16 protein-coding genes are annotated in these 16,859 nt (G+C 31.8%); 1 reads left to right on the forward strand and 15 read right to left on the reverse strand.

The genetic code is table 11. The annotated features are described in order from the left end of the window. Nucleotides 1–5: 5 nt before the first annotated feature. The 6 genes from L1S49_RS01555 to L1S49_RS01580 form a co-directional block, all read right to left on the reverse strand. Nucleotides 6–1,136: a DUF5808 domain-containing protein gene (locus tag L1S49_RS01555; RefSeq protein ID WP_238902259.1), complete on the reverse strand. Its 1,131-nt coding sequence runs from the start codon at nucleotides 1,134–1,136 to the stop codon at nucleotides 6–8. 20 nt (nucleotides 1,137–1,156) lie between these two features. After that, on the reverse strand, nucleotides 1,157–1,534 hold the full coding sequence (locus L1S49_RS01560; protein WP_238902260.1) for a GntR family transcriptional regulator: 378 nt from the start codon (nucleotides 1,532–1,534) through the stop codon (nucleotides 1,157–1,159). A 152-nt stretch (nucleotides 1,535–1,686) separates the two neighbouring features. Continuing rightward, nucleotides 1,687–2,982: an acetyl-CoA hydrolase/transferase C-terminal domain-containing protein gene (locus L1S49_RS01565; RefSeq protein WP_238902261.1), complete on the reverse strand. Its 1,296-nt coding sequence runs from the start codon at nucleotides 2,980–2,982 to the stop codon at nucleotides 1,687–1,689. A gap of 297 nt (nucleotides 2,983–3,279) precedes the next feature. Then, on the reverse strand, nucleotides 3,280–4,170 hold the full coding sequence (locus tag L1S49_RS01570; RefSeq protein ID WP_238902262.1) for a hypothetical protein: 891 nt from the start codon (nucleotides 4,168–4,170) through the stop codon (nucleotides 3,280–3,282). Nucleotides 4,171–4,182: 12 nt separating this feature from the next. Next, nucleotides 4,183–4,401 (reverse strand): hypothetical protein, encoded by a 219-nt coding sequence (locus L1S49_RS01575; protein ID WP_238902263.1) that lies wholly within the window; start codon nucleotides 4,399–4,401, stop codon nucleotides 4,183–4,185. Further along, nucleotides 4,398–4,616, reverse strand: a complete 219-nt coding sequence (locus L1S49_RS01580; protein WP_238902264.1) for a hypothetical protein — start codon at nucleotides 4,614–4,616, stop codon at nucleotides 4,398–4,400. Before L1S49_RS01580 ends, L1S49_RS01575 begins: the two co-directional genes overlap by 4 nt. Nucleotides 4,617–4,852: 236 nt before the next feature. On the opposite strand from L1S49_RS01580, the gene L1S49_RS01585 reads away from it, so the two are divergent. After that, nucleotides 4,853–5,491 carry an isochorismatase family protein gene (locus tag L1S49_RS01585; protein WP_238902265.1) on the forward strand — a complete coding sequence of 213 codons (639 nt, stop codon included), beginning with the start codon at nucleotides 4,853–4,855 and terminating at the stop codon, nucleotides 5,489–5,491. 98 nt (nucleotides 5,492–5,589) lie between these two features. Here L1S49_RS01585 and L1S49_RS01590 read toward each other — a convergent pair whose 3' ends face one another. The 9 genes from L1S49_RS01590 to dpaL all read right to left on the reverse strand — a co-directional run bounded on the left by L1S49_RS01590 (nucleotide 5,590) and on the right by dpaL (nucleotide 16,779). After that, entirely contained in the window at nucleotides 5,590–5,772 is a 183-nt protein-coding gene (locus tag L1S49_RS01590; protein WP_238902266.1) for a hypothetical protein, read from the reverse strand. A gap of 142 nt (nucleotides 5,773–5,914) precedes the next feature. Further along, nucleotides 5,915–6,295 (reverse strand): RidA family protein, encoded by a 381-nt coding sequence (locus L1S49_RS01595; protein WP_238902267.1) that lies wholly within the window; start codon nucleotides 6,293–6,295, stop codon nucleotides 5,915–5,917. A 19-nt stretch (nucleotides 6,296–6,314) separates the two neighbouring features. Continuing rightward, a complete protein-coding gene (gene xdh, locus L1S49_RS01600) occupies nucleotides 6,315–8,867 on the reverse strand; it encodes a selenium-dependent xanthine dehydrogenase (RefSeq protein ID WP_238902268.1) in 2,553 nt (850 codons plus the stop codon). A gap of 12 nt (nucleotides 8,868–8,879) precedes the next feature. After that, complete coding sequence (hydA, locus tag L1S49_RS01605) at nucleotides 8,880–10,268, reverse strand: dihydropyrimidinase (RefSeq protein WP_238902269.1); 1,389 nt, start codon at nucleotides 10,266–10,268, stop codon at nucleotides 8,880–8,882. 23 nt (nucleotides 10,269–10,291) lie between these two features. Beyond that, entirely contained in the window at nucleotides 10,292–11,380 is a 1,089-nt protein-coding gene (locus tag L1S49_RS01610; RefSeq protein ID WP_238902270.1) for a 4Fe-4S binding protein, read from the reverse strand. 26 nt (nucleotides 11,381–11,406) lie between these two features. Continuing rightward, nucleotides 11,407–12,732 carry a putative aminohydrolase SsnA gene (ssnA, locus tag L1S49_RS01615; RefSeq protein WP_238902271.1) on the reverse strand — a complete coding sequence of 442 codons (1,326 nt, stop codon included), beginning with the start codon at nucleotides 12,730–12,732 and terminating at the stop codon, nucleotides 11,407–11,409. A gap of 21 nt (nucleotides 12,733–12,753) precedes the next feature. Next, nucleotides 12,754–14,343: a D-aminoacylase gene (locus L1S49_RS01620; RefSeq protein ID WP_238902272.1), complete on the reverse strand. Its 1,590-nt coding sequence runs from the start codon at nucleotides 14,341–14,343 to the stop codon at nucleotides 12,754–12,756. Nucleotides 14,344–14,355: 12 nt separating this feature from the next. Further along, nucleotides 14,356–15,543 (reverse strand): YgeY family selenium metabolism-linked hydrolase, encoded by a 1,188-nt coding sequence (locus tag L1S49_RS01625; protein ID WP_238902273.1) that lies wholly within the window; start codon nucleotides 15,541–15,543, stop codon nucleotides 14,356–14,358. Nucleotides 15,544–15,561: 18 nt separating this feature from the next. Further along, complete coding sequence (dpaL, locus tag L1S49_RS01630; RefSeq protein WP_238902274.1) at nucleotides 15,562–16,779, reverse strand: diaminopropionate ammonia-lyase; 1,218 nt, start codon at nucleotides 16,777–16,779, stop codon at nucleotides 15,562–15,564. Nucleotides 16,780–16,859 lie beyond the last annotated feature (80 nt).

Below are 16,859 nucleotides of genomic sequence, written 5' to 3' on the forward strand. Positions count from 1 at the left end.
TATACCTATGAAAATATGACTGGCATTAGTATCATTATAGCTACAAATATTATGAATATTATCGATATAATAATAGATATTTTATTGCCAAAGTTCATTGTCCATCCACTTCCAAAACGCTTTTCCACAAATATTGATGGATCATTAGGATTATAGTAAAAAGATCCAAGTTTCCAAAACTCATCATCATCAACATTTATAACATCAGAATTTATATCTGATTCATCTTTATCTTTTAAGTTACTTCCACCTTGACCTAGTTTAATGCTTATAGCGATAGGCCCTATAACTACTGCTAAGAAAAAGATAAACAAAACTGGTGAAAATTTAGCTAAATCAAAAGAAATAATATTATAAGATTTTAGATTAAACATTGTTAATAAAAGAGTTAATCCAATAGTTAAACAATATATCATTATTGAATTAATTTTCTTAAACTTAAATAATTTTTGTGAAGATTTAACAGGATTACTTGCATCAATTTTATTTTTACTTATGGCAATAGAATAATTTGTGAAAGCTAAAATTCCAACTAATATTAAAGGCATTAATCCAGTACTTATAACTGAACCTACAGATTTAGATACAAAATTATCTGCAACGCCTTGAATATTCCAATGTACAGCTATCTTCTCTGGAAGATTATCGTAATTCATAATCGGCAAAATTAAATTAGTTAAAGCTATAATCCCCGGTATAATAAACCAAACAGGATGTATTACAGCATCTTTTCTTAAGGTTTTAGACATATTGGTATCAACATAAACCACCTGTTTTTTATTACTCATAAAATTATTTTTACTTTTATATATCTTCATCTTTTTATTAGCTCTTAAAAATACTACAAAATATACTCCAATAATTACAAAACTAGCTAATACTAAAGTTAAAGGGTGATTCAAAACATTGTTTAATATTATAAAATATATTATGGCAATAATTAAAGTTATCCCTGTTACTTCAATATAATAACTTTTAGATATTTTTTTAATTTCTTCATCTTTAGTCCTGTCCAAGGGTATTGAAACACCAAATATTAAATCTTTTCTAGTTATCTTAGGGGTAACTAAAAAGGTCAAATATAACAAAGCAAAAATGAAAATTGACATCACATTACTAATTAATTCGTTATTCATAAAACACCCCTCCTTGAGGTTTATTTATTATATTCGTCATACATGATTAAACACTCATTTATAAACTCTTCTTTAGACATTCCAAAACAATGCGCTTGAGCAATTATATTTTTCAATTCATCTTTTAAAGTTTCCTTAACCTTTTCGCTTGGCTTAATAGGTATTTCATTTACTATTGCACCTTTACGTCTATCAATAGTAACAAACCCTTCATCCTTTAATAGGTTATATCCCTTATTTACAGTATGAAGATTTATACCAATGTCTTCAGCCATTTGTCTAACAGAAGGTAAACTCTCTTCCGGCTGAAGTTCTGAATTAGCTATTCCATGGACTATTTGATTTTTAAGCTGAAGATATATAGGAACATCACTTTGAAAATCAATTCTTATGAGCATTCTATTTCCTCCTTATTATTATATTTGTTATATATAATATATAACAAATATAATAATAATTCAAGCATTTTTAATATCATTCTCAAAAATTTAATATCCTATAATAAAATATAGACATCCCATATTTCTATAGGATGTCTATAATCATATTTCTAAAACTTCATTTTAAATCTTCTTTCCCATTCACTTATCAATTCTTCTCTAAAATTAGGATGGGCAATATTTATTAAATTTCTTGCTCTATCCCTCAATGTTTTTCCTTTTAATTCTGCTATCCCGAATTCAGTAACAACGTAATGTATATCATTTCTAGATGTGGTTACCGCTGCTCCTTCATCTAGCATAGGAACTATCCTTGAAAATTTTCCATGTCCAGCTGTTGAAGGCATTGCTATTATAGATTTACCGCCTTTGCTCATTGCAGCTCCTCTTATAAAATCAACTTGTCCACCAACTCCGCTAAACTGAGTTAATCCTATTGTATCTGCAGCTACTTGTCCCATAAGATCCACTTGAATACAAGAATTAATAGAAACCATCTTATCATTTTGAGCTATAACACGTGGATCATTAACATAGTCAACTGGATATACTATGATATTAGGATTATTATCTACATAGTCATAAAGCTTTTTCGTTCCCATAAGAAATGTAATTACAGATCTACCTCTATGCAAGGTTTTAGCTTCATTTGTAATAACACCTGATTCTATTAGCTCAACAACTCCATCAGAAATCATTTCTGAATGAAGCCCTAAATTCTTTTTATCTTTAAGGAATAATAAAACAGCATCTGGTATAGCCCCTATTCCTAATTGAAGAGTTGATTCATCTTCTACTAACTTTGCGCAGTTTTCACCAATAGCTCTTTCTAGCTCCCCAATCTTCGGAGGCTTAAGTTCAACTATATCGTTTGAGGTTTTTACTATATAATCTATCTTTGAAACATGTATAAAAGAATCTCCAATAGTTCTTGGCATCTTATCGTTTACTTCTGCTATAACAATTTTTGCCTCTTCTGCTGCTGCCTTAATATAGTCAACAGATACTCCAAAACTACAATATCCATGTTCATCAGGTACACCAACATTAATTATAGCTACATCTACCCTTATACTTCTAAATAATTTTGGCATTTCAGAAAAAAAACATGGCGTATAATCTGCCCTTCCAGACATAACAGCCTCTCTAACTCCACCTCCAATAAACAAAGAATTGTGACGGAAATATGGCTCCATTTCAGGTTTTACATATTCACATTCTTCTAGCAAAAGCATATTCATGATTTCAACATTTCTATAATTTTCCCTGTTTAAAACCATGGCCTTAACAACATCTTTGGGAGCTGCACAAGCATTGCCTAAAACAACCCTATCCCCTGATTTTATTTTTCTAGAAGCTTCATCTGCAGTAACTATCTTACTTTCGAAATTTTTTTTCCATTCCATAAAAGAACCTCCTTGTCCTATATAAAATTCTTCTATATTATTACTATTTAATTATATCACTTTTTCTAAAAATAATGTTAATTTTTTAACATTAAATTGCTAATATTTTTCTAAATATTCAAATTTCTATTTATGTAAATCTATGAATTCAAGAGTATTATGGAGATATTAAGACTTTTTCTTTTATAATCATAACTTTAAAACTTACAACGTTATATTTGCAGTTATTTTTTTAACATTTATTTTGAAATATATCTAAAATAAATGAGCTACCGCATATTTGCGATAGCTCATTTACTAATCTTTTATTGAATACCTATTTAATACTTCTTGACTCTCATAAGTTGATAAACTTGATGCTATAGCCCCAAAAGAAATAATAATCCATAGTTCATATTTTAAACTTAAATCTATTAAATTACCTTCATAAATGAATCCTTTTATAATATATACTAAAGTTATACCTACAAAAAGAAGGATACTATTTCTTATATTTTTTTGATTTAACTTAATATTATCTCTATAGAAATATCTAAACTTTTCCCGTGATAAATATAAATATATAAAAAATGATATTAAAAGTATTACCCCAATAATAATTTTACCTCTAATTTGAAAACTGTCTAAAAAGATTATAGGCGTATATAATAACCAAAATGTAATTTTATTTGCTATTTTCTCCATCTTTTCAAGCTTAAACATTTTATCAACTTCATATCTATTATCTATATCACATTTATCTAAATCCATATTTTTATAATAATAATATCTCTTTATTAAATTATCTAGCTTTTCATTTTCATATAAATTAACTTCTTTTATACCTCTATAGTAATTATTATTTTGAATCTCTTTCTTTATATCAAGTTCTACTAATATATTTGTAATAAGCATTATTAAATTAGTTACACTAAAAAAAATTATTTGGCTTTCCTTACTATAGAAAACAGCAATACAAGCTAAAAACCTTATAATAAAATCTATAATAGCTTGATTTTTTATACTTAATTTATTTTTATAGGAATATTCCATAAAATCAAAAGTTAATACAACCAATATAACAGGTGATATTATCCAGAAATCATACAAAATACCTTTTTTTACTTCTGAACTAAATATTAAATAAAGAAAATTATTTAAATAAAACAAAATATTGACTATAAATAATCTTGAAAACTTCTTTTTCATATTTTCCTCCTTTTACCATAGAAATATCTTTAAAAGCGATGCAATTGAAGTTATAGTAATTCCGACTCCACCGATTATAAGATACTTATTTAGTTTCACTCTACTAGTCCTACTTACATATCTCTTATTCCCAATAATATTAAATCCTATCTTGAATCTAAGTAGATTAAATACTGCATAAATATCCATAGAAAGTCCTATTACTGATAAGATTACTATTAAAATTTTCATAATTTTCCCTTTACTATTTTGCTATTACTAGTAATTGTAACTATATATACTACTGCCACAATTATTAAAGCAGATATCACCTTATCCATAGTTCCTTCTATATTTATATTTAACTTGTATTTCATCACCAATTTACTTAAAGAATACAATATTTCTAATATTATAGTTCCAGTACATACGTAAACTAATTGCTTCTTTAGACCTCTTTCCGCCATAAAACCCTCCCTTTCTGGTAAAGAAATATATATATACCTTTCTTTATTATATATTACCATAAAAAACCTTTTCTAAGTTATTCTATACAATAAACGCTTAATTTTTAGTAATTATCGTTAAAGCTTTATAAGTTCAAGCTTTAATGTCATTAATTATAGAACATATGAAAATCAGCTAAGGGAATATTAATTAATGTAGTTTAATTTAAAAATATATTTTTAGGAGGAATCTAATTATGCAAGATAATACTAGATTTTATGAAACTTTAACTCCAGAAAATTCTGCTTTAATTTTAATTGACCATCAGGTTGGGTTACTTTCAACTGTGAAAACTTTACCTACAAATATTTTTAAAAATAATATTATCGCTTTAGCTGAAACTGCAAAACTATTTAATATTCCAGTTATATTAACTTCAAGTAAAAGCAGTGGCCCAAATGGTGAATTCTTAAAAGAAATTACTGAAATGTTTCCTGATGTTCAGGTAATAGATAGAACAATAATAAATGCTTGGGAAGATCAAAACTTTTTACGAAAAGTTAAAGCTACTGGAAGAAGTAAATTAATAATGGCTGGAATAGTTACAGACGTATGTTTAACATTCCCTGCTATCTCTGCTGTAAGAGATGGTTATGATGTTTATGCTACTATTGATGCCTCAGGAACCTGGTGTCCTTTAGTGGAGCAGTCAGCTATAAGTAGACTGGCTCAAGCAGGAGTAAAAACTACAAACTGGTTTGCTATTTCATCAGAACTTCAAAAAGATTGGAACCTTCCTACAGGTCAAAAGCTTGGACAATTATATTATAGCCATATAGCAGCCTACGAATACATGGTTGATTCAAGCAAAACTAAAGAAATGATTTTCTCGTAAATTTATTTAGCTATTGATTAAATTTATTTTCTCTTTATTTTATAAATATAAAAAAGTGTAAAAATCATTTAAGTTTGATTTTTACACCTCTTTTTTATCTACACACTAACAGGCTCATCTATGTTTTCCATTAAAGCTCGTTCTCTTATAAAATAATCTAACGCCCTGTTTCTTGAATTTTGAATATTTGCATACTTCTCTGCTATTTCCTTATCCCTAAAAACCTTATCTACAGAAATTACATCATTTGTATCCATGCTTAGTACTATATAGACTTTCATAAAAAACCCCCTGTTTTAATTAGAATGTTTTACCAGTCTATACTAATCTATTCTAAAAATTTACTCATTATGAATATAATTCTCACAATGATCTAATAAATTTCTATTTTAATAAAATTACTATGATAAAATATTACTTTCTTTATACAGATGCAACAGCCTCTATTTCTACCTTTGCATCCATTGGAAGTTTTGCTACTTGAAAACATGATCTCGCTGGGTAGTCTCCTATAAAATAAGTTGCATAAATCTCATTTACAGCTGCAAAGTCTTCTAAATCCTTTAAGTAAACTACTACTTTAACTACTTTATCTAAAGAAGATCCCGCCTTTTCTAAGATAGCTTTTACATTTTCTAAAGATTGGGCTGTTGCTTTTTTCACATCATCAGCTATTAATTGTCCATTATCTGGATTTATAGGTAATTGACCTGATGTGAATATAAAATCGCCTATCTTTACTCCTTGTGAATATGGTCCTATAGCTTTAGGTGCTTTTTCTGTTGAAATTATTTCTTTACTCATTTTTTCCTCCTAATATTTTTTATTTTTTTCTATATGGGGTTTCACTAAGTGGAAGCTTTGTTCTAAACTTTCCATCTAATTTATAGTATGCTCCTTGGACTGCTGGTGCTGTAGGAATAACCACTATCTCCCCTATTCCCTTTGCTCCATAGGCAACCTCATCAGTATTTTTTTCAATTATTATAGATTCTATATCTGGAACTTGATTAGCTCTAAAAAGTCCTAATGTTCCATATTTTGCGCTTGGGATGGAATCCTTTAAGGGATAATCCTCAGTTAAAGCATAACCAAGTCCCATAACTACTCCACCTTCTATCTGTCCTTCTACATTTTTAGGATTTACTGCTCTTCCTACATCATGAGCCGCCACTACTTTTTTAAGAATTCCTTTTTCATCTATTATGGCAACTTGTGTTGCATATCCATAAGCTACATGGCTTACTGGATTTACTTTATCTGAACCTATAGGATCAGTAACTCCTTTGTATTCTCCATAGTAATCATTACCTTCAAGTTCTTCTAATGTTTTACTTTCCAAGTCTTTTTTAAGCTTAATAGCTGCCTGCTTTGTAGCTTCTCCTGCAAATACAGTCTGTCTTGATGCCGTAGTGGTTCCTGAGTTTGGAGTAACATGAGTGTCTGGATCTTCTACAACTATTTTGTCATAGGTTATTCCAGTGGTTTCACATACTATTTGAGCATTAACTGTTCCAATTCCCTGACCTATACAAGCCGCACCACATCTTACATGAACTTTTCCAGCTATAATAGTCAACCTGCTTCTTCCGACGTCTGGCACTCCAACTCCTACCCCACTATTTTTAAGGGCACAAGCTATTCCTGCATATGGACTACTTTCATAAGCTTGCTTTACTGCTTCTAGAGTTTCTTTCAAGGCAGTTCCTTCGTCAGCTATTTGTCCATTTGGTAGAACTTGACCTGGCTCTATAGCATTTTTATACCTTATCTCCCAAGGTGATATACCAACCATTTCTGCTAGTTGGTTTAAATTACATTCTGTTGCAAAAGCTGTCTGAGTAACTCCAAAGCCTCTAAAAGCTCCTCCTGGTGGGTTGTTAGTATACACAGCTGTTCCAACTATATCAACATTTTGATAATTATATGGGCCAGCTGCATGAGTGCAAGCTCTTTGAAGCACTGGTCCTCCAAGTGACGCATAAGCACCTGTATCAGATATAACAACCGCTTTCATAGCAGTTAATATGCCATTTTCATCACAAGCTGTTGTGAACTCCATCTCCATAGCATGCCTTTTAGGATGAATCATTATGCTTTCTTTTCTGCTTAATATTACCTTTACTGGCTTTTTAGTTATATAGGCTAAGAGTGCTGCATGGTGTTGAACACTCATATCTTCTTTTCCACCAAAACCGCCCCCAACATATTTACTAACTATTCTTACCTCTTCTTCTGGAAGTCCTAAAAGAGACATTATTTCATGTTGATCATCAAATACATTTTGCCCTCCAGTATAAACCTTGACACCAAAACTATGCGGCATACCTATGGCACATTCTGGTTCCATAAAAGCATGTTCAGTAAAGGGAACAGAATATTTATTTGTGACAACATACTTAGAATTTTTTATGGCTTCTTCAGCATTTCCCCTATTTAAAACCTGTTTAAAAAGTACATTTCCTTTTTCGTGAATTTTGGGTGCATTTATTTCTAAAGCCATTTCTGGTGAACTTAAAGGAATTCTTTCTTCATATTCTACTACTATTGCTTCTAAACCTTCTTTAAGAGCTCTCTTATTTTCAGCAGCAACTAATGCTATAGAATCACCTATATACCTGGTTTCCTCTCCTTCAGCTATAAGGGCTGGCCAATCCTTAACTAAATGACCTAAATATCTATTTCCCGGGATATCCTTATATGTTAATACAGCTATTACACCTGGGATTTTTTTAGCTTCTTCTATATTTATGCTCTTAACTAACGCTCTAGGATATTTTGTTCTTAAAGCTGATCCATAAAGCATTCCATTAATTTTCATATCATCTACATATTTACCTGTCCCTAATGTTTTAGCCAAGGCATCAACCCTATGAACGTTTTCTCCCATAACACCCTTAAATTGTGTTTCTGGAACTTCTGTTCCTTCTCTTATAATTTTTGCAGCCATGTTAACTGCCTGCTCTATTTTGATATATCCTGTACATCTACATATATTCCCTCTTAGCGCCTTCTTAATGTCATCACTAGTGGGATTATTGTTTATATCTATTAAAGCTTTTGCACTTATAACCATTCCAGGAATACAAAATCCGCATTGAACTGCCCCCGCTTCCCCAAAGCAATACGCGAAAACTTCTTTTTCTCTCTCTGATAAACCTTCAACTGTAATTACGTGTTTCCCTTGAATTTTTGAAGTTTTTAGTATACATGCTCTCATGGCTTTTCCATCTAAAAGAACCATGCATGCACCACAAGCACCTTCTGAGCAGCCATTTTTTACTGAGGTTAAATCCTCCTGTTCTCTTAAAAATTCTAAGAGATTTATATCTTCTTTAGCTTCAACTTCCCTATTATTAAGAATAAATGTATACATCTCTTAACCCCCTTAATTAAATTGCCTTATATTTCTCCTCTGATATAAGCCTATTGGTGAATTATCTATAAAGTTTTCGTCTTTTACAACTTCATGTCCTCTTAATAATACATACTCAATTGAACCTTTTCTTTTAAAGCCCTCATAAGGAGTATAATCGACATTTTGGGTTTGTTTATCTTTTGTTATTATAGTTTCTGTGTTAGGATTAAGAACAACTAAATCTGCATCACTTCCAACTTGTATTATTCCCTTTTTAGGATATAACCCAAAGTTTTTCGCAGCATTAGTTGATACTAATCTACTCATATCATTTATAGATATCTTTCCTTCACAAACACCATAGGTATACATTAGATAAACTCTATGTTCTACTCCTGGTCCTCCATTAGGAATTTTACTAAAATCATCTATTCCTAGATCTTTTTGTCCTTTATAGTTAAAGGAGCAATGATCTGTTCCTAGAAAATCTATATCCCCATTTCTAATTCCTTCCCAAAGAGCTTCATTATCATTTTTTTCTCTAAGAGGTGGAGACATAACATATTTTGCAGCTTCAAAGCTTTCATCTGTTTCTTTTCCATAATAGCTGTTATCTAAAAGGAGGTATTGAGGACAACTTTCAAGTACTACCTCTACTCCTTTTGCTCTTGCCTTCTTGACCTCTTTAAGTCCCATTTCAGTACTTAAATGAACAACCCAAACTGGAGCTTTTGCTACTTCTCCTATTGAAGCAAGTCTATTAATAGCCTCACTTTCTAAGCACGCTGGTCTAGTTTTAAAATGGTAATAAGGTTTAGTTTTATGATTTTTTTTAGCATTATCAACTAAAGCATCTATAATATCTCCATTTTCACAATGAAATCCTATAAGTCCTCCTATTTCTTTACTTCTAACTAAGGCCTCATATATTTCTCTATCTTTAACCATTAAATTTTTATAAGCCATATACATCTTAAATGAGGTTACACCTTCATCTATCATAAGTTGCATATCTTTAGAAACTTTTTCGTTCCAATCAGTTATTGCCATATGAAAACCATAGTCGCAGTATGCCTTATTCTGAGCTTTTTTATGCCAATTATTCAAAGCCTCTTCTAGAGATTCCCCTTTATTTTGTGTTGCAAAATCTAGTATGGTTGTGGTTCCCCCAACTATAGCAGCTTTAGTTCCCGTTTCAAAATTATCAGCTGTAAAGGTAGTTCCTGTATCCAAATCAAAATGTGTGTGAGTATCAATTGCTCCAGGAAGAATATAAGCACCTTTTACATCTATAACCTTGTCGTTTTCCTTTATTAAATTCTTACCCATGCTTTCAATTACTTCATTCTCTATTCTTATATCACATTCAATGGTTTCCTCTGGAGTAACAACTCTACCATTAATTAATACTGTCCCCATAACCATACCCCTTTCTCAACTAATTAAACGTAGGAAATTGATAATGCTTCTTTAGGACATCTAGTTACACAAAGTCCACAACCAAAGCATTTTTCATCATCTATAGTAAGCTTTCCATCAATTTCTATAGCATCATATACACAGCTTCTCTTACATATTCCACAGGTTATACACTTATCATGATTTACTACTGGAGGAACTGTGTGAGTTCTAAAGTTTCTTTCATTTATCTTCTTGGAAGCTAGTCCAACTATTTCATTTACATCTTTATAGCCCTTTGCATCTAAGAAATCATTAAGTTCTTTAGCAATTTTTCCATAAATGCTTGGACCTTTTAATATAGCTTCTGTACATACCTGAACAGCTGAAGCTCCAGCCATTAACATTTCAGCTGCATCTTTTCCATTTGATACTCCGCCAACTCCTATTATAGGAATTTTTACAACCTGAGAAGCTTCAAATATACATCTAATAGCAAGTGGTCTTATAGCTGTTCCAGATAACCATCCGTATCCTGTTTTGCTTCCCATTATAGGTAACCCTGTATTTATATCTATAGACATACATGGACCAAAAGAATTAATCATAACAAGTCCATCTGCCCCTGCATCTTCCACTGCTTTTGCTATTACCTTAATGTCAGTATGTGGACTCATTTTCATAAATACTGGAACATCTAATGCTGCTTTTGCTGCCTTTAATGCATTTACTATAGGTGTTACATCTGTTCCAACATAGTGAGTTGAAAGCTCAACTGCATCTGCATAAGGTTTAACCAATGGAGCAACTATCTCAATCTGCTCCTTTGTGTATCCCATACTTACTATCATAGGAACTCCAGCTTCTTTAGCTTTCAAGTACTCTTTTTCTATCCATTGTTCTTTAGGTAACTCTGACCAAAGCTCAGTATTTAAAAATCCGCTATTAGTTGCTCCCATACAAGGTCTTGGCACATCTGCCGCATCTACTGATATAGTTTTAGTAACTAATCCACCAGCTCCTCCTTTTACTGCTGCTACACACATATGTCCATCTTTAGCACCTGGGCCAGCTGCTGTAAAAACTGGATTATTAAACTTCATACCTAAAATATCTATATTTAAATTTGCCATAATTAACTCCCCTTAATTAATTTATTTTAGATTCTTTCCCATAACTTTTGAGCTAGCTCTCTAGATTTTGAGAATATCTTTTCTTCATCTACTTTATTTATCACTCTGTTTCTCATTACTACTTTTCCATTTATTATTGTGTCTGTAACGCATCTTCCTGACATTCCAAATATAATATGTCCATTTATATTGTTTTCATTTAAAGGAGTAAGCGGATTGTAATCCACAATAATTACGTCTCCATACGCTCCTTCTTTTAAAGTCCCAACCTCTTTGTTGAAATACTTAGCGCTTATTTTTCTGTTATTATCAAATGCCATAGAGGATACTTCATTAAAGCCAACATTAGGATCACATAGATTATGTTTATGAATTATATTTCCTACCTTTATGGATTCCATCATGTCGCTAGTATATCCATCAGTTCCAAGACCCACACTGATCCCTCTTTTTATAAATTCTAAAACTGGTGAACATCCTACTGCATTCCCCATATTTGATTCTGGATTGTGAACTACATTTGTATTTGTTTGCTTTAAAATCTCCATTTCTCTACTATTAACATGAACACAATGAACAGCTATGGTTTTATCTGAAAGAATATCAAAATCCATAAGTCTTTCTACAACTCTTTTTCCATGATTTCTTAAGGAATCGTATAAATCATCTATTCCTTCTGAGGTATGTATGTGATAACCTGCATCTAATCCTTCCATAGCTTCTCTACACCTATCTAAACTTTTGTCTGAAAGAGTAAATGCGGCATGCATTCCAAACATTCCTTTTAACATGTCCTCATTGACATTATTGTATTTTTTTATAAAGTTTATATTCTCCTTTATTCCAGCTTTAAGAATCTCTTCCCCATCTCTATCTGAAGTTTCATAACAAAGACAAGTTCTAACTCCAAGTTCTTTTGCTGCATCTCCTATTGTAAATAAACTTCCTTCAACACTATAAGGGCTTGCATGATGATCAAAAACAGTAGTTACTCCATTTTTTATACAATCTAAATAAGTAGTATAAGCACTATATTTTGTATCTTCTAGAGTTAAGCCTTTATCAAGTCTCCACCATAAATTCTCTAAAATATCAGTGAAGTTTTTAGGTGCTGGTCCTTTTCCTGCCATTCCTCTAGCAAAAGCACTATAAATATGCATATGTGTATTAACAAGACCTGGCATAATCACCTTACCTTTTGCATCTATAAACTCTTCCTCTTTATACTTTTCTTTAAGTATTGAGTAAGCACCTACCTCTATTATGATGTTATCTTTTATAACCACTGCACCATTTTCTATATATGGATTTTTCTCATCCCTAGTTATTACTCTTCCATTTCCTATAATCAAAGGATTAGCCCCCTTACTCTCTTAGTCTCTTCTTATTACCTTCCCTGCAATACTCTTGTTATATTTTCCTTCTTCCACGACCACATTACCATTTATGATTACATAATCGATTCCCTCTGGATATTGTGTAGGATCTACAAATGTTCCTTTATCCTTGACTGTATCCATATTTACTATTACTATATCCGCATATTTTCCCACTTCTAAGCTTCCTCTATTTTTAATATTAAAAGCTTCTGCAGCTTTGTAAGTCATTTTATATACAGCTTCTTCTATAGAAAGAATATTTAATTCCTTAACATATCTATTTATAACCTTTGGGAAAGAACCATAAGCTCTAGGATGTGGTTTTCCTGAAAGAAGCCCATCTGTACAAACATTTTGCTCTTTCCTCTTCATGAATTTAATTACATGTTCCTCTAATCCATAGAAATCTACCATTCCTACTGCATTCTCTTCTTCGTACAATAAATCAAAAGTTGCATTATAAGGATCTTTTCCTTTAAGCTCACCTATCTCTAGTAGATTTTTACCTATTAGATGTTCATTTTCTTTAGTTCTAACGCTGGTTACAAATATCTGATCAAGACCTGCAAAGTCTATGAAATTATCCCATCCATCTATGCCATGCTCTATATCATAGATCATTTTCTTTCTTAATTCCTTATCTTTTAACCTCTCTAAAAGTTTATCTGTACCTCCTGAATGTGCCCAAGGAGGTAAAACTACTCCAAGCATTGTACTTCCAGCTGCATATGGATACTGGTCGAAAGAAACTTTTATCCCTTCCTTTTGTGCCTTCTCTAAAAGCTCAATAACTCCATCAATATACTGCCAGTTATCTTTTCCGCATACTTTAAAATGTGAGAAGTGAACTTTAACACCAGATTCTCTTCCTATGTTTATAACTTCCTCCATGGATTTAAGAATAGTATCAGCTTCGCTTCTTTGGTGAACTACAAATACTCCATCATATTCTGCTACTACCTTACACATTTCTATAATTTCTTTTGTCTCGGAATATGCACAAGGAATATAGATTAACCCTGTTGATAATCCATACGCCCCTGCCTCCATTTCTCTTCTTACTATTTCACACATTTTCTCTATTTCTTCTGTTGTTGAATATCTGTCCTCTAAACCCATGGCTTCCATTCTTACATTTCCATGAGGCACTAGATAAAGTTCATTTAATCCTACTCCGTTTTTCTCCATAAGCTTAAGATAATTATCTGTAGTTTCATATTCCCAATCTATATTGTCGCTTTCTCCATCAAGTCCAGCTAAGTTCTTTCTCCAAGTGCTTATATATTCTTTAGGAAGTGGAGCCATAGATATTCCATCCTGCCCTAATACTTCTGTAGTTATTCCTTGTCTTATCTTAATTTCATTAAAGGGATTATCTAATATTTTTAAATCTGAGTGACTATGAGTGTCTATAAATCCAGGACAAACTACTCTTCCAGCTGCATCAATTATCTTATCTACTTCTGCTTTTATTTCTTCTTTGCTTATCTCTAATATTTTGTCATTCTCTATAAGTAAGTTTCCTAAATATCCTTTTTGCAAGGTTCCATCAACGATAGTTCCCCCTTTAATTAACACTCTCATTTTTAACACCCCTTATTTTTTGTATAGAGAATTCAATATTCCGTAGTATCCTTCAGCTCCAATAAATAATTGTTCTAATTCTATATATTCATCTATAGTATGAGCCAAGTTTTCTTTCGATGGACCAAATCCTATAGTTCTTATTCCTTTTTCTCCTGCATAATGACTTCCATTGGTACAGAAAGAGTATTGAGTTATTTCTGGATCTAACCCTGCACTTTTTAATCCTTCATAAGCTATTTGAACAAACTCATCCTTTTCTTCATAAAGCCATCCTGGGAAAAATCTTTCCCCTGAAATAGTACTTCCTGTATAACAATTTTCAGTAGCTTTAGCATAAGAAACCTCAGCTTTAAGTTCTGAATCTTCCTTCATTAATTCTTCTACAAAAGCCTTTATGGGTGCTAATACACTTTCCTTTGTTTCTCCAACTAAAAGTCTTCTATCAAAGGTTGCCTTGCAATAATCAGGAACTACTGATGCACCTGGATAAGGTGAAGATTTTATATCTGTTAATACCAATATCCCTTTACCTAGAACTGGATGCATTGGCGTTTCAAGTTCTTGAATTTTCTCTATAATTTTACTCATTTTATATACTGCATTTATACCTTTTTCAGGATTAGCTGAATGAGCTGGTTTTCCAAAGGTTTCTATAACTATCTCCGCACGTCCTCTTTGTCCTATTTTAAGATTTAACTCTGAAGATTCACCTATTACCACATAATCAGGATTTACAGCTTCACTTATTTTTCTTGAAGCTATTCCTTCAAATATCTCCTCATGTACAACCCCAGCTACATATATATCTCCCTTAAAGTCTTTTTTAATATCTTCAGCAAAGCAGGCCGCTGCAACTATCATGGCACTTAGTTGTCCCTTCATATCAGAAGTTCCACGACCATATATCTTTCCATCTACAATTTCTCCACCATAAGGATTGTGAGTCCACTTAGATTCATCTGGTACTGGAACTGTATCTATGTGACCGTCAAATAAAATTTTCTTTCCTTCTTCGCTTCCCTTTATATGTCCAATTATATTTCCATATTCATCTATAAAATAATCATCGTAACCTAGCTCTTCAAAAACCGTCTTAATAGCTTCGGCTACATTTTTTTCTTCTCCTGAATAGCTTTTATTTCTTATTAATTCCTGACATACTTCTGTTAATTTATTTTTCCTTGCTTCTGATAACATACTTTCACCTCATTTATTTTATAATTCTTCTTTACTATTTAGACCTTTCCATACTATCTTTCTGTACATAGCTGGATCTGTATCTCCTTCAGTACTAAAAAGCAAAACCTTAGACTTGTCATCTAGTTTTAAATCTTCTTTTAGTTCCTTATAATCTGGATTAGTCATTATTTCATATAGTAAACCTGTAGTAACTGCTCCAGACTCTCCTGAAATTACTTTTCTATCATCTTTTAGTGGATTTCCTAATATTCTCATTCCATTTGCTGATACCCAGTCTGGGCAAGATACAAATGCTGAGCTATAACTTTTAAGAACTTCCCATCCAATAGTATTAGCTTCTCCGCAAGCAAGTCCTGCCATTATAGTCTGCATATCTCCTCCCACAGCATAAGCTTTTCCATCTCCAGCTACTGCCGACTTATAAAAACAATCCGCTAAATTTGATTCAACTATAACAGTTGTTGGGCAATCTTCTCCAAACTCAGAGGCAAAAAAACCTTGAACTGCTCCTGCTAATGAGCCTACTCCTGCTTGAACAAAAACATGTGTTGGTTTTTCTATCTTAATCTCTTTTAGCTGCTCTGAAGCTTCTAGTGCCATAGTTCCATAACCTTGCATTATCCATGTTGGAATTTCTTCATAACCTTCCCAAGCTGTATCTTGTACCATAAGACCATTGTTCTCTTCAGCATACTTTGCTGCAAATCTTACTGCATCATCATAATTCATATCAGTAATGGAGGCTTCTGCACCTTCAGCTTGTATATGAGCTAATCTTGTTAAGGATGATCCTATAGGCATATAAATTACAGATTTTTGTTTAAGCTTATTTGCTGTCCAAGCTACACCTCTTCCATGATTTCCATCTGTAGCTGTTACAAAAGTTATTTCACCAAGCTTATCTCTAACTTCATCAGATATAATTTTTTCATAATCAAGTTCTGATATATCTGTTTCTAATTTTTTAGCTATGTATTTAGCCATAGCAAAAGAACCACCTAATACTTTAAACGCATTTAATCCAAATCTATAAGATTCATCTTTTAGATATATTCCTCCAAGACCAATTTCTTTAGCTAAATTATCTAAAGATGCTACAGGAGTCCTCTCATATTGAGGAAAACTACCATGAAAGTTTTTAGCTTTAGAAACTTCTTTTTTAGATAAAAAGTCTGTGGAAGCCTTACCACAATTTTTAAGTTCATTAAATTTCCATTTTATAATGTTGTCCATTTGTTTCCGCTCCTTAATAGTACTAAATTAAAAAAAGCCCAATGTGATCCCTAATTAAAAATATATTCCAAAGAAATATA

It is taken from the genome of Clostridium sp. YIM B02506, assembly GCF_022324845.1.
Classification (GTDB): Bacteria; Bacillota; Clostridia; order Clostridiales; family Clostridiaceae; genus Clostridium_T; species Clostridium_T intestinale.

What these genes read in the sequence shown, in the direction of transcription:
- L1S49_RS01590 (WP_238902266.1), bottom strand. Translation starts at nt 5,772, where the DNA reads ATGAAAGTCTATATAGTACTAAGCATGGATACAAATGATGTAATTTCT.
- hydA (WP_238902269.1), bottom strand. Translation starts at nt 10,268, where the DNA reads ATGGGGACAGTATTAATTAATGGTAGAGTTGTTACTCCAGAGGAAACC.
- L1S49_RS01580 (WP_238902264.1), bottom strand. Translation starts at nt 4,616, where the DNA reads ATGGCGGAAAGAGGTCTAAAGAAGCAATTAGTTTACGTATGTACTGGA.
- L1S49_RS01585 (WP_238902265.1), top strand. Translation starts at nt 4,853, where the DNA reads ATGCAAGATAATACTAGATTTTATGAAACTTTAACTCCAGAAAATTCT.
- L1S49_RS01610 (WP_238902270.1), bottom strand. Translation starts at nt 11,380, where the DNA reads ATGGCAAATTTAAATATAGATATTTTAGGTATGAAGTTTAATAATCCA.
- xdh (WP_238902268.1), bottom strand. Translation starts at nt 8,867, where the DNA reads ATGTATACATTTATTCTTAATAATAGGGAAGTTGAAGCTAAAGAAGAT.
- L1S49_RS01625 (WP_238902273.1), bottom strand. Translation starts at nt 15,543, where the DNA reads ATGTTATCAGAAGCAAGGAAAAATAAATTAACAGAAGTATGTCAGGAA.
- L1S49_RS01620 (WP_238902272.1), bottom strand. Translation starts at nt 14,343, where the DNA reads ATGAGAGTGTTAATTAAAGGGGGAACTATCGTTGATGGAACCTTGCAA.
- L1S49_RS01595 (WP_238902267.1), bottom strand. Translation starts at nt 6,295, where the DNA reads ATGAGTAAAGAAATAATTTCAACAGAAAAAGCACCTAAAGCTATAGGA.
- dpaL (WP_238902274.1), bottom strand. Translation starts at nt 16,779, where the DNA reads ATGGACAACATTATAAAATGGAAATTTAATGAACTTAAAAATTGTGGT.
- L1S49_RS01565 (WP_238902261.1), bottom strand. Translation starts at nt 2,982, where the DNA reads ATGGAATGGAAAAAAAATTTCGAAAGTAAGATAGTTACTGCAGATGAA.
- L1S49_RS01570 (WP_238902262.1), bottom strand. Translation starts at nt 4,170, where the DNA reads ATGAAAAAGAAGTTTTCAAGATTATTTATAGTCAATATTTTGTTTTAT.
- L1S49_RS01575 (WP_238902263.1), bottom strand. Translation starts at nt 4,401, where the DNA reads ATGAAAATTTTAATAGTAATCTTATCAGTAATAGGACTTTCTATGGAT.
- L1S49_RS01555 (WP_238902259.1), bottom strand. Translation starts at nt 1,136, where the DNA reads ATGAATAACGAATTAATTAGTAATGTGATGTCAATTTTCATTTTTGCT.
- L1S49_RS01560 (WP_238902260.1), bottom strand. Translation starts at nt 1,534, where the DNA reads ATGCTCATAAGAATTGATTTTCAAAGTGATGTTCCTATATATCTTCAG.